Source organism: Clostridium beijerinckii (genome assembly GCF_018223745.1).
In the GTDB taxonomy this organism is placed as follows: Bacteria; Bacillota; Clostridia; order Clostridiales; family Clostridiaceae; genus Clostridium; species Clostridium beijerinckii.
Genome location: NZ_CP073653.1, coordinates 1,609,545 through 1,634,786, shown reverse-complemented (window position 1 = coordinate 1,634,786; position 25,242 = coordinate 1,609,545). Strand labels below are relative to the sequence as shown.

Annotated in this window: 18 protein-coding genes and 1 riboswitch; of the genes, 4 read left to right on the top strand and 14 right to left on the bottom strand. The window is 28.6% G+C overall.

Going from position 1 to position 25,242, the window contains the following annotated elements:
* Positions 1-99 precede the first annotated feature (99 nt).
* Positions 100-208: riboswitch (SAM riboswitch) on the bottom strand.
* Between the two features lie 102 nt (positions 209-310).
* The 9 genes from KEC93_RS07470 to KEC93_RS07435 all read right to left on the bottom strand — a co-directional run bounded on the left by KEC93_RS07470 (position 311) and on the right by KEC93_RS07435 (position 10,180).
* Positions 311-1,267, bottom strand: coding sequence for an MraY family glycosyltransferase (locus tag KEC93_RS07470; RefSeq protein ID WP_023974231.1), 957 nt, complete (start codon positions 1,265-1,267; stop codon positions 311-313).
* A 163-nt stretch (positions 1,268-1,430) separates the two neighbouring features.
* Positions 1,431-2,645, bottom strand: coding sequence for an MFS transporter (locus tag KEC93_RS07465; protein WP_238892904.1), 1,215 nt, complete (start codon positions 2,643-2,645; stop codon positions 1,431-1,433).
* 63 nt (positions 2,646-2,708) lie between these two features.
* Positions 2,709-2,894 (bottom strand): hypothetical protein, encoded by a 186-nt coding sequence (locus KEC93_RS26450; RefSeq protein WP_238892902.1) that lies wholly within the window; start codon positions 2,892-2,894, stop codon positions 2,709-2,711.
* 494 nt (positions 2,895-3,388) lie between these two features.
* Positions 3,389-4,702 carry an acyl-CoA thioester hydrolase/BAAT C-terminal domain-containing protein gene (locus KEC93_RS07460; protein ID WP_077867997.1) on the bottom strand — a complete coding sequence of 438 codons (1,314 nt, stop codon included), beginning with the start codon at positions 4,700-4,702 and terminating at the stop codon, positions 3,389-3,391.
* Entirely contained in the window at positions 4,702-5,175 is a 474-nt protein-coding gene (locus KEC93_RS07455; RefSeq protein WP_077305554.1) for a MarR family winged helix-turn-helix transcriptional regulator, read from the bottom strand. The genes KEC93_RS07460 and KEC93_RS07455 overlap by 1 nt, the downstream gene beginning before the upstream one ends.
* A gap of 277 nt (positions 5,176-5,452) precedes the next feature.
* Positions 5,453-7,111 (bottom strand): B12-binding domain-containing radical SAM protein, encoded by a 1,659-nt coding sequence (locus KEC93_RS07450; protein ID WP_077867998.1) that lies wholly within the window; start codon positions 7,109-7,111, stop codon positions 5,453-5,455.
* Complete coding sequence (locus KEC93_RS07445; RefSeq protein WP_017211495.1) at positions 7,086-7,640, bottom strand: hypothetical protein; 555 nt, start codon at positions 7,638-7,640, stop codon at positions 7,086-7,088. The genes KEC93_RS07450 and KEC93_RS07445 overlap by 26 nt, the downstream gene beginning before the upstream one ends.
* 155 nt (positions 7,641-7,795) lie before the next feature.
* Complete coding sequence (locus KEC93_RS07440; protein ID WP_077867999.1) at positions 7,796-9,100, bottom strand: PQQ-dependent sugar dehydrogenase family protein; 1,305 nt, start codon at positions 9,098-9,100, stop codon at positions 7,796-7,798.
* A 249-nt stretch (positions 9,101-9,349) separates the two neighbouring features.
* On the bottom strand, positions 9,350-10,180 hold the full coding sequence (locus KEC93_RS07435; RefSeq protein WP_077868000.1) for a methyl-accepting chemotaxis protein: 831 nt from the start codon (positions 10,178-10,180) through the stop codon (positions 9,350-9,352).
* Between the two features lie 187 nt (positions 10,181-10,367).
* Here KEC93_RS07435 and spoVB point away from each other — a divergent pair, with 187 nt between their 5' ends.
* Complete coding sequence (gene spoVB / locus KEC93_RS07430) at positions 10,368-11,867, top strand: stage V sporulation protein B (RefSeq protein WP_077868001.1); 1,500 nt, start codon at positions 10,368-10,370, stop codon at positions 11,865-11,867.
* A 181-nt stretch (positions 11,868-12,048) separates the two neighbouring features.
* Here the strand turns inward: spoVB and KEC93_RS07425 are convergent, their stop codons facing one another.
* From KEC93_RS07425 to KEC93_RS07410, 4 genes are all read right to left on the bottom strand, one after another.
* Complete coding sequence (locus KEC93_RS07425; RefSeq protein ID WP_077868002.1) at positions 12,049-13,665, bottom strand: putative polysaccharide biosynthesis protein; 1,617 nt, start codon at positions 13,663-13,665, stop codon at positions 12,049-12,051.
* 9 nt (positions 13,666-13,674) lie between these two features.
* Positions 13,675-14,649, bottom strand: a complete 975-nt coding sequence (locus KEC93_RS07420; protein ID WP_077868003.1) for an RluA family pseudouridine synthase — start codon at positions 14,647-14,649, stop codon at positions 13,675-13,677.
* A 93-nt stretch (positions 14,650-14,742) separates the two neighbouring features.
* The gene (locus KEC93_RS07415) at positions 14,743-15,924 is read right to left on the bottom strand and encodes a M20 metallopeptidase family protein (RefSeq protein ID WP_077853954.1); all 1,182 of its coding nucleotides are present in this window, start codon (positions 15,922-15,924) and stop codon (positions 14,743-14,745) included.
* Between the two features lie 153 nt (positions 15,925-16,077).
* Positions 16,078-18,171 carry a cell division protein FtsA gene (locus KEC93_RS07410; protein WP_077868004.1) on the bottom strand — a complete coding sequence of 698 codons (2,094 nt, stop codon included), beginning with the start codon at positions 18,169-18,171 and terminating at the stop codon, positions 16,078-16,080.
* Positions 18,172-18,437: 266 nt separating this feature from the next.
* Here KEC93_RS07410 and KEC93_RS07405 point away from each other — a divergent pair, with 266 nt between their 5' ends.
* The gene (locus KEC93_RS07405) at positions 18,438-19,067 is read left to right on the top strand and encodes a hypothetical protein (protein ID WP_077868005.1); all 630 of its coding nucleotides are present in this window, start codon (positions 18,438-18,440) and stop codon (positions 19,065-19,067) included.
* A gap of 501 nt (positions 19,068-19,568) precedes the next feature.
* On the opposite strand, the gene KEC93_RS07400 is transcribed toward KEC93_RS07405, so the two are convergent.
* The gene (locus KEC93_RS07400) at positions 19,569-21,311 is read right to left on the bottom strand and encodes a solute:sodium symporter family transporter (protein ID WP_077868006.1); all 1,743 of its coding nucleotides are present in this window, start codon (positions 21,309-21,311) and stop codon (positions 19,569-19,571) included.
* A gap of 450 nt (positions 21,312-21,761) precedes the next feature.
* Between KEC93_RS07400 and KEC93_RS07395 the strand changes: the two genes are divergently transcribed.
* Complete coding sequence (locus tag KEC93_RS07395) at positions 21,762-23,501, top strand: sensor histidine kinase (RefSeq protein ID WP_077305535.1); 1,740 nt, start codon at positions 21,762-21,764, stop codon at positions 23,499-23,501.
* Positions 23,502-23,560: 59 nt separating this feature from the next.
* Positions 23,561-25,186 carry a response regulator transcription factor gene (locus KEC93_RS07390; protein WP_077305533.1) on the top strand — a complete coding sequence of 542 codons (1,626 nt, stop codon included), beginning with the start codon at positions 23,561-23,563 and terminating at the stop codon, positions 25,184-25,186.
* The last annotated feature ends 56 nt before the right edge of the window (positions 25,187-25,242 follow it).

Sequence of the window (25,242 nt, the reverse complement as noted above, 5' to 3'; positions counted from 1 at the left end):
TATTACTCTTCACAATTATTTATATAATCTTTCCTTTGCGGAATTTATTTTAACAAAAAAAGCCTAAAGGTATTCCTTTAGGCTTAAATGCTTTTCAATACCTTATCTACCAGCTTTTACGCTGCAGGATTTAGCACCAAGTAATTCTATAAAATTTACCGGTTGCTGGGTTTCTTCGGGCCAGTCCCTCCACCACTCTTGATAAGTTCCTATATTTTTTAATTATATATTATAATATCTTGTTTGTAAATGTTTCATCTTTAACTTTAAATACTTCACTTAAAATATAAAATGTCTAAATATACTAACTTTATCTTTTAATTAACAGCAATATTATAGAAATCGCACTAAAAGATAAACTTATTAACATTATGTAATTTACGACTTGTACAGTAGTAAGACCTCTTTTCTCTAATCTAAAATGTATCTGGCTTCTATCTGCTTGATACACTGGTTTCCCTTCCGAGAATCTTTTAATAATGACAAATAAATTATCAAATATAGGTACTGCTAAAGCAAGTATTGGTATAAATAGACTTAAAACAGTTGCCTGTTTAAATGCCCCCTCCAATGCTGTTATACTTAAAATAAATCCTAAAAAATTAGCTCCAGAATCTCCCATAAAAACTTTTGCCGGGAATCTATTATAATACAAAAATCCCAAAATTGTTCCAACTAACATTATAGATACTAATGCAGAATCACTTTGTTCTAATATAATTGCTGCTAAGAAAAATGTTATTGCAGATATGAGGGATAACCCTCCTGCCAATCCATCCATACCATCAGACCAGTTAATTACAGTTGTAACTCCAAATATCCAAGTTATTGTAAGGATAAATTGTATTGTAGTGTTCAACTCTACATAACTGCCTGTAAAAGGATTTGTAAATCCTTGAAAAAAAACACCTGCCTTAAACACTAAGATTGCAGATAATAGCTGAATAACTAATCTTGGAAATATAGCAAATTCTTTTCCTTTAGTCTTATACCAGTCATCTATTAAACCAATTATTATTATCATTGTTGCTGCAACAAAAACAGTTAATTGTTGTAGCAGCTTCATATCATCCCTTGGGAATATAAAATATGAAACAAAAAAACCAAAATACAATGCTAAACCTCCACATAGTGGTGTTGGCACTTTATGTTGTTTTCTTTTGCTGGGCTTATCCGTGAAATGTAATTTGTTAGCTAGTTTCATAAGAAATGGCATGGTAATTAATGCAGTTATAAGTGAAATTACCATTGCTAATACATAATCCATCTTTCCTACTCCTTAGTTAAATCTACAGTAGTAAATTATATCCAAGTATTCCATCTTGGTTTACTTCCTATTTGATTATACTATTAAAGATATCTTATATCAATTACAAAATTATTACGGTATAATTAAAAACTAAGAACATAATTTTTTTCCTTTTAAAATACTACTTCTTTTTCACCTTTAGTTGTATTCCAATATTCAAAACTAACGCAATAGCTAATAAAACTAATGCAACTAACATTATATTATGTAAACCACCGTACATAATCTGCTTCATAAGTGGTAATAAATTTTTGGGTAAATCACCTGCGCTTTGGGAGTCACTCAACTTATTTAATGCTTCAATAGTAACTTCTCCATGAGATTCAGCCACACCTTTGTTTAAAGCGTTATTTAAAATTACTCCATATATTGATGACATAAATGTTTGACTTAAAATACGTAAAAGATATGCAAATGATGTCGCAATTGGAATATCTCGTTTTTCGGCATCCTGTTGTACGCTTATTTGTAATATATTGAAACTTAACCCCAAACCAAATCCCTCAAATGCTCCTGCTATTAATATAATCCATAATGGTATAGATATTCCAGCTAATGCCATAATTCCAAAAGAAATTATAAACGCTAATGTTCCTAGAGCAACTGTACGATACTTACCCAATCCTGGCTGCATAGCTGGTCCAACTACTGAGCCCAGAAAATTAGTAATAGACCCTGGAATCTGAGTCACCCCTCCAATTAAAGCACTTACTCCTAATAATCCTTGCGCCCACATTGGTATGTATATATTAAAGGCAACAAATGCGCCCCATAAAAGAGAAAATAATATGAAATCAACTACTAATGGTCCATTTTTAAAAAGTCTATTAGGTATTATAGGATCCGCTGCCTTTTCTTCAACTTTAAATAGTACTATCAATAAAATAAGACTTATAATAATCAAACTACTAACCAAGCTTAATGAAGCTGTCTCTATCATTTGAATACCTGTTAAAAGAGTTACCAAGCTAACTATCATAATTACAGCACCTAAGTAATCAATTTTTTCTACCGTAGAAATCTTTTGGGGCTCTTTAAAGAAAATTTGAACACTTAGTATTGAAATTAATGCGATTGGAACATTGATATAGAATACCCAATGCCAACTAAAAGTATCAACTATCCAGCCGCCTATTAAAGGCCCTATAATTGCTGCTGCACTAAAGCTTGCTGTCGCATATCCAATTACCTTAGCCCTCTTTCTTAAGTTTGTATACAAATCTGCATAAATGATAAATGGGATAGTGTTCATTCCACCTGCCCCTATTCCCATAATGGTTCTTGCAATAAGAAAAAAAATTATATTACTTGATAATGCCTGAAATATTGAACCAATTGCAAATAATAATGTGGCTATTTGATATGTTCTTCGGTTCCCAATACGCTCTCCTAATTTGCTTCAAAGAGGAGTTACTACTGCCATTCCTAATAAAAAAACAGCTACTATCCACCCCATGTATTGAATTCCATGTAAATCACTTATGATTGCTGGTAATGCTGTGTTGACAATTGTCCCATCTAAACCAGCTATTGCATTTGACAGCAATAACGCAAGTGTTACAATCAAATTTCCTTTCTTACTCATCCTCTAAAAATTCCTCCTTAGCTAAACTTATTATATTCAGTAATTCATAAAAAAATGCTTTATTATGAATTGGCTAAATATTGTAGAATACATTTCTATCTTTTTGTCATATATAACTTATCACTTGAAGTTAACTCCAAGTCAAGATGTTTTTTTTCAGAGATTCAATAATTATAAATATAAACAAAAAACTCTTTACACTTTTTAATTACGATTCAAGTGTAAAGATGATTGATTGTCATATTATTATATCCTGGCCATTCATTTAATTCAAAATCAGATTTTCTTAAGATAACAATGAATTTAAATTTAAATATTAACATATGTTTATATTTAAATATTATCAAAGATATATATTTTCAAACATATATAGTTAAATATTTATATACTTTAATATTTAACTATTAAAATATATAAATATTTATAGGAAACATCAGGGGTTGGACCCATTTCAATAATTTGGATACATTTTCTAGGTTAAATCATTCTCGTTATTAGATCTTTTGTCTTGACCATTTGTTTATAAAGTTTATAGTTTCATTCCAACAATTTATATTTGCCTTTGCAAAACCATCTATATCGTCTGGATATTTATTTGAAGGATATATAGATTGATACGGTACAGTTAGCATATGTCCAGATTTTTCGTATGTGATATGTTTATATTCATGTTTAAAATGAGCTTTTCTAAGCAATTCCACGATTATTTCACAGTGAGTTTTAGAAGGCCAAATTTTATCTTTTAAAGATGAAGCCATAAGAATTGGTCCGTTTATTTTTTCTACTGGAATCATAGCTTCATAAACATTTCCATCCTCAATGAGCTTCCTGTACATCCAAGCCATAGCTTCTTTATTTCCTATCATCATTTTTACAAGTGTCTGAATCAAAATAGAGAAACTAAATTTTATATATGGTATTTCTCTCCTTTTGTACATCCACGATGAATGTTTAGAAGGAAACTTATTAGCTTTTAACCCCTCATAAACATAACAGCTTGGCGTATTAGCAATGACGCAACTTATGTCTTTAAAAATAGATGCGGCAAGTAAAACCATTTCTCCACCTTTAGATCTACCATAAATTCCAATCTTATTTTTGGCCACTGTAGATTGTTTTTTTAACCAATCTATCGCATTTTCAACACATTCAAGCTCCACACAGCTTAAACTTTTATTAGTTCCTTCAAGACCAAAATAACATACAGCTAGTGCTGAATATCCGTGCATTGCAAATATTCCAGCAATTGCCTGTGCCTTTTCAAGTCTACCATCGCTTCCACTCAAAACAATAATCGCTGGCTTGGGTATATTTTCCTTTGAAGTAAAATATCTTCCTAAAAGTTTATCTTCTACTACATCTACACTTGAAATAAATTCATCACAATAAATTCTTTTATGTGTTTTTGACGCAATAACTCTTCCATTACGCTCTACCTGAAAGGTCATTGTATAATCTCTGTTCTCTCCAATATCACTTAATCTTATAGGAATTTTAGTTTTATAGTTTTCTTTTACAGTCATAGAATAGAAAAGCCCCATTTTATCTGCCTCTTTATATGTTCCCTCAACAGGCTTAGCATTTTCTAAATCTATAGTTCCACTTTCATCCGCCACAAAAACCGCATAAGATTCCCACTCTGCTTTATTCCCTACATCAAATATAGAAGTATTTATGCAATAATAATCATTGCTTAAGGCGCGAATTAATACTCTTTCATTTTTTAAAAGTCCACTTATTTTTATTGTTACAGGTTCATCAACTTTTGATGTTTCAGGCATAATACTTATCGTACAATTATTCTCCATTAACCTCTCCCCCAAATATTAACTCTTTCTTCATAGCCAGTCCAATTGCTGCCATCATAGTTTGCTATTTTTTTCAACAAATCCCACAAATTTTCTAGTTCCTTTTCCTCAAGGTCATTAAACATATCTTTTAAAAATTTATTTCCTTTTTCGTAATACTCTCCCATAATTTCTCTACATTCTTTAGTTATTTTTATATTTATAGCACGTTTATCTTTTTCATTTTTCTCCAAAAGCACATAGTTCTTTTTTTGTAAGCTATCAATAATGTGCTTTACGTTCTGTTTTGTACATCCCATCTTATCTGCTATTTTGCTATAAGATGCATTGTCTTCTGGTAAATGTGAAATTGTCAAAAGCACCATCCATTGACGTACAGTTATTCTTTCATCCATCTTATCCCCTTGTACTTGAATCTTGTTTGATAAATAGAAAATTGTTGAAAAAATTTGCTGTATATAATATTCGTTCACTTTTTTAATCTCCCCAATATAATTTTAGTTAACATGTTGTCTATTTAACTATACTCCTCTTTTCTAAAAATAAAAATATATTTTATTCGTAAATGCAAAAATTAAAGCTTAATAATACTAATTATCAAGCTTTTTACAAAAGTTTATTATCTAATCATATAAAAGAGTAACACTCATATTATTCCTATGCATGTTACTCTTTGCTATATTCAAATAATCCTTTTATCTTATTTAACCTACATAGATATAAATAAGTCTCAATATTTTCTTATATTACTTACATACATCTAATATATTCAGCCCTATCATTAAATAAATAATAAGTATCCTCTTCTAATATTTCTCCAGTTTCAATATATTTCTCTATGTTAATTTTAAACTTTTCTAAATGATATTCTTTAAATGAATATTGTTCTTTAAGTTTTTCTTTTATACTCTTTTCTTCCTCTTTCTCCATGTCACTTCTCAAAAATTCTGGAAGACCACGTTTCTTATTAAATATTAAGTAATTAAATCTAATAATCTCTTTTAAATATTTGTTACTTTCTTGTAATACACTTTCACTATAATCTAAAAATACTTTATAGTATTCAGCATTTCCTATGTTTTTGCTAAAATAACCTTTATCTTCAAAGAACATTCCTAGACTATAATAAAAATCAAATGGTAACTCAAATTTTCTCTCAAAATATCTAATTATATGATTAAACTTTTGAGAATTATAATATTTATCTACCATCTCTTCTACCTTTTTTAGTTTTAATAACTCTTCGTATGAGATCTTATCCGTTTTTAATATCTCATATGGCGGATATGGTGAGTATTCCATTCCATATTTGTCTGCATCTTCTCTCATAGAAGATCCCTTTAATAACTTTAAAAAACCAAGTTGTATTTCTTCTGGTTTTATTTCATACATATCATTAAAAGACTTTTTGAAAGATTCATAATCTTCTCCAGGAAGTCCTGCTATTAGATCTAAATGCTGATCTATATTTCTTAATGCTTCAATTTCTAAAACTTTTTCTTTTATATCACTGAAATTAACAAATCTATTTATATTTCTTAAAACTTCGTCATTAGTAGTTTGAACGCCAACTTCAAATCTAAATCTTCCTTTTGGAGCTTTTGATAAAAGTTCTATTTCCTGTGGCTTTAATATGTCTGCTGATATCTCAAAATGAAATTGAGTATTCGTATCTTGATTTATTAAGAAATCCCATATTGCCATAGCAAATTTAGAATTACAGTTAAATGTACGGTCAACAAATTTAACTAATCTAACTTCCTTATTTATAAAATACATTAAATCCTTTAATACTCTATCAATATCTAAAAATCTAACTCCATGACTTGTAGATGAAAGACAGTATTTACAGTTAAAAGGACACCCTCGTGAAGCCTCATAATATACAATTTTATTAGTCAAATCTTCATTTTCTTCATATGGAAAAAATATTTCATCCATTGACATAAGTGGACGCTTTTCATTGGAATAAACTATATCATTAACTTTATAATGAAGCCCTCTGACATCTTCCAGTTTAATTTTACCTAATTTATATAGAATAAAATCTCTATAAGTTTTTTCTCCTTCACCTTCAATAACATATTCTCCTACATTATTTTTCAAGAAACTTCTTGAGTCAAATGAAACTTCTGGTCCACCATATAAAATTTCTATATTAGAATCCACTCTCTTTATCAAATTAGCCACTCTTGAGATAAGTTCAACATTCCAAATATATGTTGAAAATGCTACAATATCTGGTTTTTCTTTAATTATTTCTTCAAGTATTCTACCTTCCCTATCGTTTATAGTGAATTCTTTTATTTTGCTTTCATAATCCATATCTCTTGTAAAACTTTTTAAGTATCTAACTGCTAAATTACTATGAATGAATTTAGAGTCAATCGCTGTAATTAATACCTTCATAATTAATATTCTCCTCTACTTCAGCTTTAGTCTTCAGTTTCTTTCCTCTTATGAAGAAAACATCTTCCCAAGCTTTAGTTTCTTCTATTTCAAAATATTTTTCAAGAATTTTTTTTATTTCTTCAATATTCGAATTTAAAAGTATATTTAAATTCTTAAATGTAAACTCCTTAACTTTTTCATTTTGTAATATTACTTTTATCTTATTATTAAATATTTTTCCCCTTTCTTTATTAATATCCCAAATAAATATTTCACCAGATTCTTTTATATATGAACTTATTTCTCTTATTAATCTTTCTTTTTCTAAACTAGTCCATATTTTATTTAACTCAAAGAAAAATGTACATGCATCATATTTTCTATCTTTTAGCTCTACTTTACTATCGCTAGATACATAGTCTAATGATATCTCATCCTTTGCTTCCTTTGATATATTATATATTATACCAAGATTTTTTTCTCCTACATCTAATATATCTCCTTGAAATATAATATTCTCTAGATTAATTACCAATGTTTTTCCCATAACATCTCCTCCATTATCACTAATACCTTTTATTATATTTTAGCATTTATTCCATAAATTTGAATATAAATTATTTTTGTTTATTAGATTACTTAAATAATAAAACTGTCTTAAGTTGATAAAACATCACTTAAGACAGTTCAATTTTCTATTTATTATTTTTTATATCCGCGCTTAGAATAAAATTTAAATATTATTAAGCAGGTTAGTATAAATAAAAATACAAATATAAATATCCAAATTGGTTTTGGAAGATTAAATTTCAATCCAAAATCATTAGATTGTAATTTATATATACAACCCATTCCACTATCTAATATATAAATATCTCCATCTGAATATTTAATTCCCTGTATTTTACTCTTATCTTTTAACTTTAATAAGTCATATACAACACTTTCTGAATTTATTCCAGCTATAAGGTTCTCTTTACTATTAAAATATACATTCGAATTCTTTTCTAATATTTTTCCATCTTTATCTATGGCTAAGTATCTTATCGCACTAACTTCTGGATATTGATATATAGGTGCTTGAACTATTTTATTAGGAGGATTAGCAATAAGAGGTGATACTAATTTTTCCCCTTTAAACCTTGGTGAACTTATAGGATCTCCACCACTAAAATCAGGCCAACCATACCATTTTCCTTTATCTAGTTTATACAAATAATCAAAATCTCTATTAATAGGCCTATCCCCTATATTCTCCATTCCACCAACAATTCCAATTAGATTTCCTTCACTATCTAGATCCCATCCCTTTACATTTCTTATTCCTGAAGCATATAATGATGTCTTATCGTTATTTAGATTCACTTCAATTATACAAGAGTTTGCTATACTCTGGGCTTTTATTTTTTGCCCTCCTTCACTGGAATTTCCATATGGCATAAAAGCTCCTGTTTTCTTTTCACCATAATTGAATCCATTTAATGTTACATCTATAGAGCTTTTATCATAAGGTATTTTGTTCTGTGAATACTCGCTATCATTAGATGCTATTCCTGAATTCGTAGCACTTCCTATCGCTAAAAGTAATTTTGAATCCTTTATAATTAAATTCCTATCTAAATATTTCCCTTCACTAGGTATATTCCCTAAAATGCTTTTTAAACTTTTTGATGCTAAATCATATTCATATAAATCTGTTTTAGAAATAAAATACAATTTATTATTATAATAAAGCAAGTTTTCTATTTCTAAGGATTTATCCTCCAATAAAGTTTCTTCCCTACCATCTATTTTAATAACTTTAATATAATTATTGTAAGCTATATAGGTATTTTGGTTTTCATCTTTCTCAAAAGCTACAGAATCTTTACAATTTTTATAAACAACACTCCAACTAACATTATTTTTTAATGTATTCATCCTATATTCATTAGATAATTTAAATACAGCAAAAGCTAGTACAACTATTATAATTGATATAATCAAAAACTTTAGAAATCTTTTCACTACACTTCCCTCCTTTACCTCTATAATTAAATTCTAAAAATACTTCCTATGTACAAATCATAATATCCATATTAAATTTATATTGTAAATTTAATAAAATAAGACCTCTCTTTAAAAATCTTATTTGTTTTACATATTAAAATAAGAGCAATAACTCACATAAAATATATGGATTATTACTCCTACTAATTTTTATATTCTTTTTAACTATGTAAAGATGTTTATATATGTTAATCAATATTCCATAAATTAAAGATTTTCAGCTAATTCTCCTAATTTCTTAGCTGTTGAGTTTAACTCCGCTATAGATGCTACTATTTCTTCTAATGCAGCTGATTGGCCTTGTGAGACATCATTAGATTTAATTAAACCATCATTTATGCTATTTATTGATGTTGATATATGTTTTATAACTGAATTTATCTGTTTTATTGACTCATTTGAAGAATTTGATAGTTTCCTAATTTCTTGGGCAACAACATTAAATCCTCTTCCTGCATCGCCAGCTCTAGCCGCTTCAATTGCAGCATTTAACCCTAATAAATTTGTCTGTGATGAAATTCCTTGAATAAATGTTACTATATTATCTGTATCTTTGGTTTTTTCATTAGTTTCTTTAGTTTCCAATAATAATTCTTCATTCATTGTCGCTAACTCTTGTACATCTTTTGCAACTTCGTTTATAGTTATTGATATTTGTGATAAAGTTTCCGTTAAATTTTTAGTTATACTCATCACAGCATTTTTTCTTTCTAAACTTTTTCCTACGACAAAAACACCTACAACTTTACCCTCTTCTTTAATTGGAATTGCGAATGATTTAAAAGCAGTTCCATATACATGCTCTGGCACAACTTTTATCATAGTATTCCCAGTTCTCAACACTTCAATTATAGCTCCTCCTTCTGGAATTATATCTCCCTTATTTGTGTTTAATTCCAATTTAGGGCTGTACTTTGTATATAAATATTGCTTAGTATCAGTTAATGCCATAGATACATCTTCATCAAAAAGGACTTCTAGAGATGGTAATGCATTATAGAAAAAATTTATCATATCGTTATCTGAAATTTTGTTCATTATGTTTCCCCCACTTAGTACAATCGTTTTTTATAATTTAGCCACAGATAATTATATCTTTTTATCACTTCTTTGTAAATATTTGTTTTATTTTATATCATTATGCCTTTATATCTAAAATTTTCAAATTCATATTTAGTTATCATTTTGAATATTATTTAAAGTAATTTAAAGGAGTGAATGAACTTTGGGCAAAGATAATTTTTTAAAAAATTCTTTTTTATTAGTGTCCTCTAACGTAACTACGGGTATACTCGGTTTTATATTTTCCATATATCTTTCTAAAGTCCTAGGTGCCGAAGGAATGGGACTCTATAATTTAGTTATGCCTATTTACAATTTATTTATATGTCTTATGACTGCAGGGATAGTTGCTTCTATATCTAAAATAACTGCTGTCTATGCACAAAAAGGAGAACATAAAAATATAGAAAAAACAGTTAGAGTTGTTTCATTATTTAATATATCTTGGGCACTCTTGGTAGGTATACTAGTATTTATATGTGCCCCACTAATTGGGAAATATGGTGTAAATGATGTTCGTACTATAAATGCAATAAAAGTTATCTGTCCAGCTATGGTATGTATAGCAATTTCAAATATACTTAAAGGATACTTTTACGGAACTTCTAAGATTACAGTGCCAGCTATAATTGATATTTTTGAAAAGGCCATGAGAATTCTAACTGTAAGCATGCTTATATTTTTTACTAAAGCTAATACTTTAGAAGGTATGGTAACCTTAGCTACAGTTGCATTATGCATTGGTGAATTTCAAAGCTTATTTTTCCTCTATATTTACTACAAATACTCAATTAGAAAAATGCCCATTTCTCACGAAAAGACTGAAAGCAGATTTCAGCTTCTCTTTGATGTGGTAATTATAGCAATTCCACTTTGTGCAAATGGCTTTTTAACTAATATTCTAGGGACTCTTGCAACACTAATTGTTCCTCGGCGTTTACTAGTAGCTGGTTTTACTTATACTGAAGCTTTAAGTATGATAGGTAAATATACTGGGATGGCTCTTAGCATAATAACAATACCGTTAATTGTAGTCTCAACAATTAATACATTATTAATTCCAGATCTTTCTCAAAGCCTAGTTTTAGGAAAACAATATGAAGCCTCTGTTAGAATAAGAAAGGTCCTTAAAGTTGCTTTCTTGCTTGGTATAGCGACAACAATAATTTGTAATGTTATTCCTCATAGCCTTGGTGAGATGTTTTATGGACGAAACGATTTAGGTCTGTATATTAGATTTGCTTCACTTACTGCACCAATATTCTTTCCTGCAGTAACTATGTTTGGAATATTAAACGGACTTAATAGGCAAGGAATAATTTTAAGAAACTCATTAATAGAAGCCGTAATTGAATTGATATGTTTATACATATTTACTGCTATTCATGCAATTAATATATTTGGTTATAGTTTAACTATGCTTGTAGCGTGTACAATTGGCTTTATTCTCAATATGTACGAGGTTAACAAACATATTGAACTTAATTTAAACAAGTTTAATATAGTAATATATATATTGCTTGGATTTTTAACTTTCTTAATTATAAACATATTTTCAAAACATATGTTCACGAATTCTATAGTCATAAATAACTTTATTATAATGGGTCTTGTTTTCTTAATTTTTACGTACCTTGGTACCTTTGGAGAAAATGAATATTAATATCTATGTAACCCAGTTATTTATATAGTTTAGCTTAATAAGGCTTTGTTCTTGTTTAAAGCAAATTGGGATTTAACTATAAAATTTTTGCTAGTGTACATTATATAATCCTATGAAGCCGTCTGGCCATAGTAGATATTATAAATACACTGACTAAATGTTTATAGTTAAATCCCATTCTTTACTTTTGAAGTTTTTTTCTCAAAAATCTAGGTAAATAGTTGAATATTCTAGGTGATATACTGTCTATATCATTCTTTTTTATTCCACCTATTAACATCATTGAATATAAATAAACAAATCCAGCTATAGAAATAATTAAAATCGTTGTGATTGCTTTTAATAAAGTATTTCCATTAGCTAATGTTAGTATAACTGATGTTGGTGTCTTGAGCATAAATATTATACCTGCCATTATTGCAGAAGCAAAAAGAGGTTTAACTGCGCTTCTAAAAAGAGGAATCTTAACTCTAAGTGCCTTTTTTAATGCTCTTTTATTTAAGATCATTGGTATTGCAAACCATAAAAAGTTTCCTGCTACTACTCCTAAAATATTAATTTCTGGTATCCCTACTAATATGTAATTAGCTATTATTTTAGCTACTATCCCTATACTAAATGTTCCAAGCACATAGTAAAGCTTATTCATACTTTGAAGTATTATTGTTTGTATTTGCACAACAGCCATGAGAACCAAAACTACTGATCCCATTACCATTAATTCAAACCCTTGATCAGTTCCATAAAGCAATTCAAAAACCTCTTGTCCTAAGCAAGAAAGGCCTACAGCTGCTGGTATTGTTATTATTAATGTTATTCTAAAAGCAAAAGAAGTTTTTCTTCTTATTTCCTTCTTATCTTTTAATGCCATAGCTGCTGAAACAGCCGGTAATACGGTTGTCCCAAGGGCAGTAACTATTATCAATGGAACAGATAATAAGGTCTTATATCTCCCAAGAACCCCATAAAGCACGTGGGATTGCTGTAAATTAAATCCTGCAAATGCTAATCTACTATTTACGTTCACCATATCTACTAAGCTACCAAAATTCTGAAGCCCTGAACTTAATGTTATTGGTAAGCCGTATTTAATTAACTTTCTTATGATATGCTTAGTTCTTACTCTTTTAACATTTTGTTGAGCATACATAGAATCTTCTTCAAAATTCTTCTTTCCATAAACATATACCATATATAGACATGCAACGAAAGCACCTACGGAAGTACCTATAGTTCCCCCTGCACTACCATATTCAACACTTATATGTACTAGGAAATATGCACAAGCTAAACTAATTGCGATATTTATTACTTGTTCTAATACTTGTGATACCGCAATTGCAGTCATACTATTTCTTCCTTGAAAATATCCTCTATACGATGATAAAAGCGATGTAACAAATATACTTGGCGCAAGCATCAAAATTCCATAAGAAGCTGCTGGGTTTCCAATCATATTTCCAATAGGAAAAGCAAACAGCATTAAAAATATAGTTAATACCGCACCAACTAAAGATAAAAGAGTTCTTGATATTTTAAGAGCTCTTACAGCATCGTTTGGTTTTCCTAATGCTGTAAGCTCTGCAACCACTTTAGCAATAGCTGGTTGAGTCCCTAAGTTGGTAACTGCATATACAAATAAAAACACTTCATAACAATTCTGATATATTCCATATCCATCTAACCCAATTATTCTTTGAAGCAGTGGTATATAAAAAACTGATATAACTTTGGTTAAAAGCCCTGCTATTGAAAGAATTAAAAAGCCTCTGCTACTATTGGCTGATTGATCTTCCATAATTACCTCCTATCTAAGTGAGAACTTAAATACATCTTGCTTTATTTTTTTTAATATTGGAGGTAATGCCGATGCTATAGTCTTGTTTTTTAGATATTCTAACTTTCCATTAATTTTTCTAAAATTCAACTTATAAGCATATAAATACTGAAAATTTAGACCATATTTACTTTCAAAAAATGAATTTAATTTCTTATCTCCATATTTATTATCTCCAATTATAGGGTTTCCTAAATGTGCTAAATGTGCTCTAATTTGATGACTTCTTCCTGTAATTAAGTGTATTTCTAAAAGTGAATATGCACCATTGCTTTCCACTATACTTATTTCCATTGATATTTTTTTTGAGTTCTTAACCTCAGTGTCGTATATCTTAGATGTGTTAGTTTCAGGATTCTTTAATATGTACGCCTCATAAAGTCCAGCTCTTATTTTTCCTTTTGCTAAAGCGTAATAATATTTTCTTATTTCGTCTTCTCTAATAGCTTCATTTATGGCTTTTAAACCTTCGAAAGTCTTTCCGAACATGACCATTCCTGAAGTATTTCTATCTAATCTATTGCATGCTGCTGGTGTAAATGTTATTTCGTTTTCTGGAATATAATCACCCTTATCATTTAAATAAGAAAGAACATAATCTGTAAGAGTAGGTTCTTCACTATTATTGCTATCTGAATGAACCAATACATCTGGCCATTTTTCAATTACTACTACATTTTCATCTTCATATGCAATCTTGATTCTTTTAGGATCAACTTTAATAAACTTTTCTTTTTTATCTTCTTTGTTACTTTGTATGTATTTTATTTCTACTACATCGCCTTCTTGTAAGAAGTATTTCTCATTTTGTTTTGTCCCATTAACCCTTATATCTTTTTTTCTTAAAGCTTTAAAAATTGCGCTTAATGGCACATCTTTTAATAATTTTCTTAAAAATTTATCTAATCTCTGACCTGCCTCGTTTGGACCTATTTCTATTTTCAAATATAATCACTCCTAAATTTATTACCCTTAGCATTATCTAGTTTTTTAAACATATTGTCAATTTATTTTACATAAAATCGCAAAATAATACTATTACTTTGTTAAATAATTAAATGCTGCCAAAGCTTGAATAGAAACTCCAATTGGAAGACAATCCTCATCTATATTAAACAAATTACTATGTGCTGGCTCAGTAGTATTCTTTTCTTTATTTCCTGAACCTAAAAAATAAAATGCACTTGGTCTTTCATTTGCAAAATAAGCAAAACTTTCAACTCCCATTTTAGGCGCTTTTTGTTCTAAAACATTTTCTTTTCCTAAAATTTCATTTGCGCTATCACTTATTAAATCTACAAACTCATCATCATTATATAAGCAAGGATAACTTTCTTCTATTTTCACTTCTGCTTTAGCTCTTGACATAACTGCAATCCCATTTACAATTTCATTTAATCTTTTTATTGCAAATGCTCTATCTTCTTTTGTCATTGTTCTAATCATCCCACTTAAAGTAGCTTCTCCTGGAATAATATTCTGAGCAGTTCCTGCATGTAATGTACCAACAGTTATAACAATCGGATTAACTGGTGATATTTCTCTGCTTACTATTGTTTGAAGTGCTACTACAATGTGACTGGCAATAACAATAGGATCAACAGTAGTATGAGGTGATGCTCCATGACCGCCTTGACCTGTTATCTTTATACTAAACGGATTTGAAGCTGCATTAACTACACCTTTTTTTATTTTTATAGTGCCACATTTTGTTTCCTCATCAACGTGAAGCCCAATAACACAATCAACTCTTGGATTATCTAAAACTCCCTCGTTTATCATAGGCGTAGCTCCACCAGTAGTTTCTTCAGCAGGTTCAAATAATAACTTTACTGTACCGGAAAACTTATCTTTATTATCGTTTAATAACTTTGCTGCTCCCATAAGTATTGTTGTATGAGCATCATGTCCGCAAGCGTGCATTCTTCCATCAATTTTTGATTTAAATTCGCAAGTTTTCATATCCTTAATAGGAAGCGCATCAATATCTCCTCTTAAGGCTATAGTTTTATTATTTCCTTCTTTTGTACCTTTTATAATTCCACATACGCCTGTTTTGGCTACTTGAATATAAGGAATATTATTAGATTCTAAAAAATCCTTGATTACTTTAGATGTCCTAACCTCTTCAAATCCAAGTTCTGGATGTTCATGTAAATCCCTTCTTATTTTTATAAGTTCATCTTTTATAAGATTAGCTTCTTTTTTAAAATCTATCATTTCTCTAATCCCTCCATATTTAATAATAATTAGATTTTTAAGCATATTTAAAGAAGACAATATGCCAATTGTACAAAATAAATTCGTATATGGACTTATTTTAATTTTGAATATGCCTAAATTCAAGATATTAGCTCTAAGAAATAATAAACTTTAATTATCACTCCAAAAAACTTCTATTATATCTCCATCTTTTATATTTGCTGTGTATGGTGCCTTTTCCCCGTTTAAATTCAAGTTAATTATTCCTTTTGGAACTGTTAAGTCAAAATCTATATATTCAAATATATCTACTATTAGATATTGAACTTTTCCTTTCAATACTATATTTTCTCCATTGATATTAACTGTTATATTTCTAAACTCTTCTCTACCAATTGCTATTTCGATTTTATCTGAATTAATATTTTCACTATCTTCATTGCAACCTTCTATATTTTCGCTTTCTATCACATCTACATAATCTTCCTTATGATTTACCTTAGCAGCATCTTCACTTCCTATATATGAATCCATTGCTTTAATTACGATATGATCACCTTCTGAAATTTCATAATTATCTTCCAAGTATTCTCCACCTTTTAGTAATATTACTTCTTCTTTTAATATATACTTCTTAAATTCATCAACTTTACATGGTAAGAATACTCTTATTTCATCACCATTTTTTATTATATAATCTAACTCTTCTCTTTTCTCATTAACAAGCGTTACAGGTTCTATATTCATAATATTATCATCTAAATAAATAGAAACTGAATTTATGTTTCTTATATTTTCTGATAATTTAGGTGATGCATCTTTTCCATTCTGTGCGTATTCTAGTATTATATTGTCATTTGCTTTAACTTCTGTTTCAAGAGTTGCTTCCTCTCCATTTATTCTGATCTTTGCATTAGTTCCATATTCACCAAAAACAATTCTTTTACATCCATTATAGTTAAACCTGACACTTTTACCATTTTTACTTATAAGTAGCGATGGATTTATTCCTGCCTGAAGCAATACATCCATTATAGTATGTTTATGGGAGTTAAATAAACTAATTGGATCATTATTTAAAATAACATCAATAAAATCATTTCCCATACTACGTATTGCTGTTAAAGCTATTCCTAGAACAGTTACACCTGATGATCCCATATCATTATCTGAAACACACTCTATCACTGCCTGCCTATCTTTAATAGCTATTCTTTGAGGTGGTAATTTTAATTTATCAGCAATAGCCTCTAAAATTCCGGGTGTATGAGCTCCACCTCCTACTAAAAATACAGCACTTGGAGCCTTGCCCCCATTTAATTCTAAAATCTTTTTAGATATTTCTTCTCCAGTCTTAATAACAATAGAATCAATTAGTTTGTATACACTTTCTGATGATATTATATTTTCCATACCCAGAACATCAATATATTTTATTTCTTCTTCTTTCACTATAGATCTTTTTATATTTTCAGCAGTATTAAAGTCTACTAAATATTCTTGAACAATAGTTTCTGTGATCTCATCTCCAGCCATTGGAACCATTCCATATGCAGATATACTTTCTTTAGAACTTATGGCTATATCCGAAGTTCCAGCTCCTATATCTACAAGCGCGATATTAAGCAGTCTTAAATTTTTAGGTATAGCAGCTTCCATAGCAGCTATAGGCTCTAAAGTCAAATTTACAACCTTTAAATTAACCCTATTCATTACTGCATAAAGTGAATCAATTACAGACCTAGGTAAAAAAGTTGCTATAACTTCTGCACCTATATTTTCTCCCTTATGCCCTAATAAATTAGATATTAAAAATCCATTTAAGTAGAAATTTCTAACTGAATATCCAACACAATATAGTTTTCCTTCAGTTGTAGAAGCTATCTGCTCCTCTGCCTTTTTTACAGCACTCAATTCAAGACTTCTTATGATTTCTTTATTAACTTCTTCATCATCATTAAGCTCAATATCTGCTCTTACATCAATAGTTCTTAAAAACCTACCTGCCGCCGCAATAGATACTTCATTTAGCTGTATTTCAAGTTCATCTTCGAGATAATTCTTAACTTTTTGAACAACAGACGCCACTAAATTAATATCGTGTATTTGCCCATCCACCATGGCTCTTTCTTCATGCTCTAAATATTTCTCGCATACAACTTGGAACTTCTTATCTTTTACTATTCCTACTGTACCTATAATTGACCTAGTTCCTATATCTAAGGCAAAAATTATATCCTTTTGATTAAATCTTTTTAATTCCATATAAACACAACCAACCTTTATTGTTTTATTTATATTTTTAACTCCTGCATAAATATACTATAAATTATATATTATAAGCCAATTACATACAATGACTTAAAATATTTGTTCACAATTTTGCATTACTTCAACTTATTTACTTATTAACTTCCCTCTGCTAAAATGGTAGAAGGTGTAATTGCCGTGATTTTAATACATAAAAATGATTGACTATGGAAATAAATGTATACAAAATTAAAATCATTAGTTTTTAAGAGGGGGATAACATGCAAAGTAGACCTAATATATCTTTATTAAAAAATAACTACTTAGAGACCTATCATGCTATACAAGCATGTTTGATGCAACATAACTTTAGCCTTTTATTACCAAGAAATATAGAAAAACAAATTTTTGATATTGTACTTACAGCTCAAAATCAAAAGGTTCCAACAAAAAAATTAGAATGCAACAAAGATCTGGATAAGTTTTGTAATAAGTTAATTTATGAGTATAATTCTTCAGTGTCTGCTATTCAACAAGTACTTGAAGGCATATTTACTTTTTCAATACTAGTTTTTTTCTTTACTTTACTAGATGTTTTATTTGAAAAGGGAGTATTAATGAGCACCTTAATTACTTGTATTCTAATATCTATAGGGTATTTCATCTCAAATACTATTTTAAGACATAAGGAAACATCCAGTTCTAAGCTTCGCTCCTTATTAATCTTTGGAATTGTGTTAATTCCATTTATGATTATGTCTTTTCTAAAGACTAAAATTCCTTCTTTAGCTGTCACCTTTCCATTTCTTGATAGTTTAGTATTAACATTAGTAACTGGTGTTATTAGCTTTCTTTCATACTCCATACTTTCAAAAAAGTATGATTTGTTTATATTTATAAGACGTAAATAATTTAATATTTTAGAATGTATATATACTACAATTTAATTCCTACATTATTATTTAAATTAAGCACTTGGATTATTAGAATTTTAAATGTAAGTTTATTATTGCAACATATATAAAAGCTAGAAAGTACTTAACTTTCTAGCTTTTGTGCTTTTATTATAATAAATACAAATCTCCCATAAAGGAGCTAAGCAATGTTAAAAGAAAATAAATATTAAAAGGATGTTAATATTATATGAGAACATTAATCATTTAATTCGCAACATTTATTGTTCTAAATAAAGTGTTAATGAAAAGTCTAAAATCTCCCCCTTAAATAAATAAGGTGGGAGATTTTATCTGAAGAGATGTTTAAAATTATATGGGTATAATATATTATGCAGAAACTCATATAATAATACTAACTTTATCGACTTACTAAATCATTATTTAAGTATGATTTCTGCTTATACATAATTAGGATTAAATATGTTCACCTATACTAAATCCCTAATGACTTTTTAGTTAAAAATCCAATTTCTCTACTGAATTTCTGTAAACTAACTCTGCATTATCTCCCGCTTTCTTTCTTAGACCTCTTGCCTTGACTACTTTCACTAATCCATACATTACTACTGCAATTACAGCTATAGGTACCAATGTTCTAATTCCTATTCCATTTCCACTGGCAAATCCTAATTTTGAGCAAACAACATACATTGATACCATCAAGAATAATACTACTCCACAAGCTTCATAACGATATTTCCATGGCTTAATATCTACTACTTTATTGTCTTTTAACACATATTCCTTTTCTCTTGGTTTTATTTTACCAATAATTAGCATAATCATACATGTGATTACAAATAAGATTCCTAATTGATGAAGGAAATGCATTTCTGGTTTTATTATTAGTTGAAGTGTTCCATAAGTTAATACAAAAAATATTATTGATATTTTTGCTGCTATAGCCGGTACCTTTTTTGTTACATATCCTATAAAAACTATTGTGAATATAGGCACATTGAAGAACCCATTTACTGTTTGCAAGTATTGGAATAATCCTTGTGGTGCATACATTATAAATGGTGCTATAGTCATTGAAATTATAGCTAACACAAGTCCAAATATCTTACCCTTTGATATTATTTCCTTATCAGACTTTCCTTTTCCAAATACAGGACTATATACATTTAATGCAAATAAGGTTGACGCACTATTTAACACTCCATTAAACACACTTAATACTGATCCAAACATAGCTGCTGCAAAGAAACCAATTAAAGGTTTTGGTAATACATCGTTTACTAGTCTTGAATATAATAAGTCTGGATTTTCAACACCTGCTCCATATATATGAAAAGCTACTATTCCTGGTACTATAACTATTAATGGTGTTAATACTTTTAAAAGTCCTGCAAAAATTATTCCCTTTTGCCCTTCTGCTAAATTTTTAGCTGCTAATGCTCTTTGAATGATTGCTTGATCAGTTCCCCAATAATAAAGATTAACTAAAAGCATTCCTGTAAATAAAGTTCCAAAAGGTATAGGATCTTGTGATGTTCCTATAGCATTGAATTTATCTGAATGATTAACTAATATATTTGATAATCCTGTCGAAAAGCTTCCATGACCAAAATATATTATTCCAAATATAGGTACTATTAATCCTCCAATAGCTAATCCTATACCATTTAATGTGTCTGATACTGCAACTGCTTTTAATCCACCAAGTATAGCATAAATAAATCCTATTATACCGATAATCCAAACCATAATCCAAATGCTAGCTGTATAGCTTATACCAAACATTTCTTGCACGTTAAATATTTGAGCCAATGCAATAGCACCAGAATAAAGAGTTATTGGAAGTAGATTCGAAACATAACCTAATAAAAATAATATTGAAACTATCTTTTTAACACCTGAATCGAAACGTTCTTCAAGAAAATCAGGCACGGTTGTAACCCCTTGTTTTAAATATCTTGGAAGTAAAAATAAAGCTACAATTACAAGAGTAATACCAGAGCCAACTTCCCAGCCCATAACACTCATATTGCTTGAGTAAGCTTGAGCACTCATACCTACAAAATTAGATGCACTTAAATTTGTAAGTAATAAAGATGCCCCTATCACACCACCTGTCAAACTACGTCCACCTAAGAAATAAGAATCTTTTGAATTATTTTTTTGCCCCTTTAGCTTACGATACGTAATTGTTGCTACTAATACGATGCAAAATAAAAATGAAATAACGGTTAACATGCTTTTTTCCTCCTTTAAAATTACGAACGTTTACATCTCACATAGAATTCCACAATTTATTTTAATAAGTACTCTAAATATAAACTGTTCATATTTCCGTAAACTACAGTATGTTATTGTTTTCTGTAATCGTTAATCACATTATATTGAAATCGTTCCATTATAAAAATCTCATTTATTAACTTTTCTTATAAAATATTAACTTAATTAAAAATAAATTTTATATAGCCCTCTTTCATAGTTGGTTTTAAAAAATAATAAACATTTCTTTACTCCGATTTCTATACAGCACTCAATTAAAAATATTCATCATTTTTAATTTAAGATATATTCTACACCACATCTTTAATTTATAATTATCCAGTACATAAATTTAAATCCACTATTAAGTACATACCTTCACTAGAATTCCTATACTCTTAGTGCTATAATTTCCTATGGTGATGATCAATGAAGGTAAAAAAAATCACAAAGATAAGAAATCGAATAACTATATATTTTTCAATTATAATACTTGGATTAACTTTAGCTGTTACGTCCTCTATAAGTTCTATTTTTTCTAAAGAAATAATTAAACAATATAATAACGTTGCTACTGAGAAAATAACTGTAATTTCTAAAATCCTTAATGAAAATTTAGATTCTATAAGACATGATTCTTATATGATTGAAAATGATAAAAATATTTATGATTATATGTCTAAAGTTAATAGAAATAACTCTGCAACTCCAGAAACTAATGCAGAATTTTTTAATACTCTTTCAGAATATTGTAAATGGAGTAACTATATAATTTCTATAATTCCTTTGACAACAGATAAAAAAATAATGGATCCTCTTTATTCACAATATCCTTATAATGAATTAATTTATGGAAATAAAGAATTGGACAACTTTATTGAAAGTGGATATTCAAATAAATTTTCTTCTCCTAATACTTTTCCATTTAATTATGAGAATGCCGACTATGAAAAAAGAACAACTATAACTTATTTTTCTAGGTATTTGGATAAAGAAAACTACTCCCTTATCGGCTACCTTATGATCAATATAAAGAAAAAGAATTTATTTATGAACATAGATGATTACTGCCATGGAGTCTTTGATAGCACTTTTATTGTTGATAAAAATGGTAATCTGATTTATAAAATAGGAAATATTGATTATGACAATATAATGCTTGAAAAAGTTAATAATGATACTGTAAATGTTAATAACGTAAAGTATATGGAATTTAATAGTGTTATAGAAGCATATCCAGAATGGAGAGTCATTGGATTAATATCTTTGGACTCTTTAACCAGAAACCTTGATTCTATTCGATGGTTAATTTATTGTATTGGTATTTTTAGTATTGCAGTTGTACTTTTTATCAGCCACTTTACTTCAAAGAAAATTACAGATCCTATATATGATATTACAAAAGCAATGAATAAGTTTGAAAATGGAGAATGGCCAGACAAACTAGAAGCCAAAACCGAAGACGAACTTAAGTATCTTATAATTAGTTTTAATAAAATGATTTACAATATAAAAAATCTAATTGAACAAATCTATAAGGAAGAAGAGGAAAACAAAAAGCTTGAAGTTGAATCCATGAAAACCCAACTGGATTTACTGCAATCACAAATAAATCCTCATTTTATACATAATACACTAAATACAATAAACTATTTGGCTATAAAAAATAATCAAAATGAAATAAGAGAACTTATTCAATCATTTAATGGTCTGCTAAGACAAAGCATATCAACAAGTAAAAAGCTTATAACGTTAAAAGATGAACTTACATGCACTCAAAATTATCTGAAGATACAGAAGTATAGATATGGAGATATAGTTAAACTAGTATGTAATATTCCTGAAGAATTGAATAACTGTTTAGTGCCCAAACTTATTCTTCAGCCACTTATTGAAAATTCTCTTTATCATGGAATAGTACCTAAAGGTTGTGCTGGGACTATAAAAATAGATATATTGCCACAAAAAGATTTTATAAAAATAAAAGTTATCGATGATGGCGTAGGAATTAGTAAGAGAAAATCAACTCACAAAGGCTTTAATGGTATAAGCCTAGATAACATAAGCGAAAGACTCAGACTATATTTTGGAAGCGAATATGACTTAAAAGTATATAGCAAAACAGGAATTGGAACTTGTATAGAATTCAATATTCCATACATTTACTAGAGCACATTCGGGAAATAACAAGTCAGTGTGCCTTAATTCTAAAAAAGGAGGCAAATAGCATGTATAAAGTAATGATTGTAGACGATGAAATACCTGCACGAGAAATTCTCTTGTGCATCATAAATTGGGAAGACACTGATTTTAGAATAGTATATAGCGCTTCAAATGGTAAAGACGCACTGGACAAATATACTGATATAAAACCAGATCTTATTATTACAGATATACAAATGCCTATTATAGATGGTTTAGATTTAATAGAAGAAGTACAGAAAATAAATAAATCTCAAAAATTTTTAATATTAAGCTGCTATGAGGACTTTACGTATGCGCAAAGAGCTATGAAAATGGGCGTAACAGACTACTTGATAAAAGATTTAATAACACCTAATGATCTATATGGAATATTAGCAAAAACTAAAACTGATCTTGATAATATAACTATAAAAAAGAGTGAAATAAAAAAAGAACATAAACTTTTAAATTTCCTAAAGGAAAATAAGGATATTGCACTAAGAAAGCTTATATTTAATGATATAAGTCAAGACGATTGTTATAACCTTATTGAAAACCTTAACCTTAATCTAAACGGAAAACTTTTTGTTCTTTTCCTTATCCAGATAGATAACTTTTTTAAATATATAGAAGATGAGAATTTCTATACAAATACCCTTAATGAAATAATAAAAAATGTTTCTGAAACCATCGAAGAACTCAATATTGGTGAATGTTTTTATAGTGAAAATGGAGAATTCACAGCTATTGTACGCTTGTCGCCAACCATTAGTGAAGCGGATATAATAAATGAGTGTTATTATTTAGCGCAGGAAATAAGAAAAAGGATTTCCCTCATGCATAATATCAGCTTAACAATAAGTGTGAGCTCAACATTTAAAAAGCCATTTAAAATAAAGAAATACTTTGATGAAGCATTTAAACTTTCTAAAATGAAGGTATTCCTAGGCAATGATACTATAATTTTAAATAATACCTTTGTAAAAAATTTAGATTTAGATACTGATACTTTAGCAAAAAGAATTAATGCCATTAATATAGCTATTGAACAAAATAATATTGAAAACTTAAAATCAGAGTTAACTCACTTATATGATAAAGATATACGAGGATTTATGCAGTTTAATTATCTAAATTATATAAACTCCTCTCTCCTAGATTTAGTAGTAAGAACCTGTAATAGATATTCTATAGCTTATGAAGATATTTTTTCAACTTCATACCTACCTATAGAAATATTATCAACAAAAGAAACCGTTGAAGAAATGAGCGGATGGTTTATTGAGATCTTTACTAAAATAATAAATATTAATTTTAATAACTCTTTTAAAAATAAATATAGTAAAAAGGTTGCTGATTCCATAGATTACATAAACAAAAATCTCTTTAATCAATCTCTTAGTCTAACAGATATAGCAGAAAACATTAATGTCCATAAAGTTTATTTATGCAGAATCTTTAAAGAAGAAACAGGTGAAAATGTTACGCAGTATATTTTAAAAGCTAGAATTGAAAAATCTAAAGAAATAATTTTATCAACTAACTATAAGCTTTATGAAATATCAGACAAACTTGGATTTAATAGTCCTCAACAATTTAGTATTTTATTTAAAAAAGTTACAGGTATCACTCCGAACCAATTCAGAGACTCTTATTTTAAAAATCTATAGTTGGGTAATGGCTTATAACTACTCCAAATATACATTTTAAAAATTTTGAAAGGAAT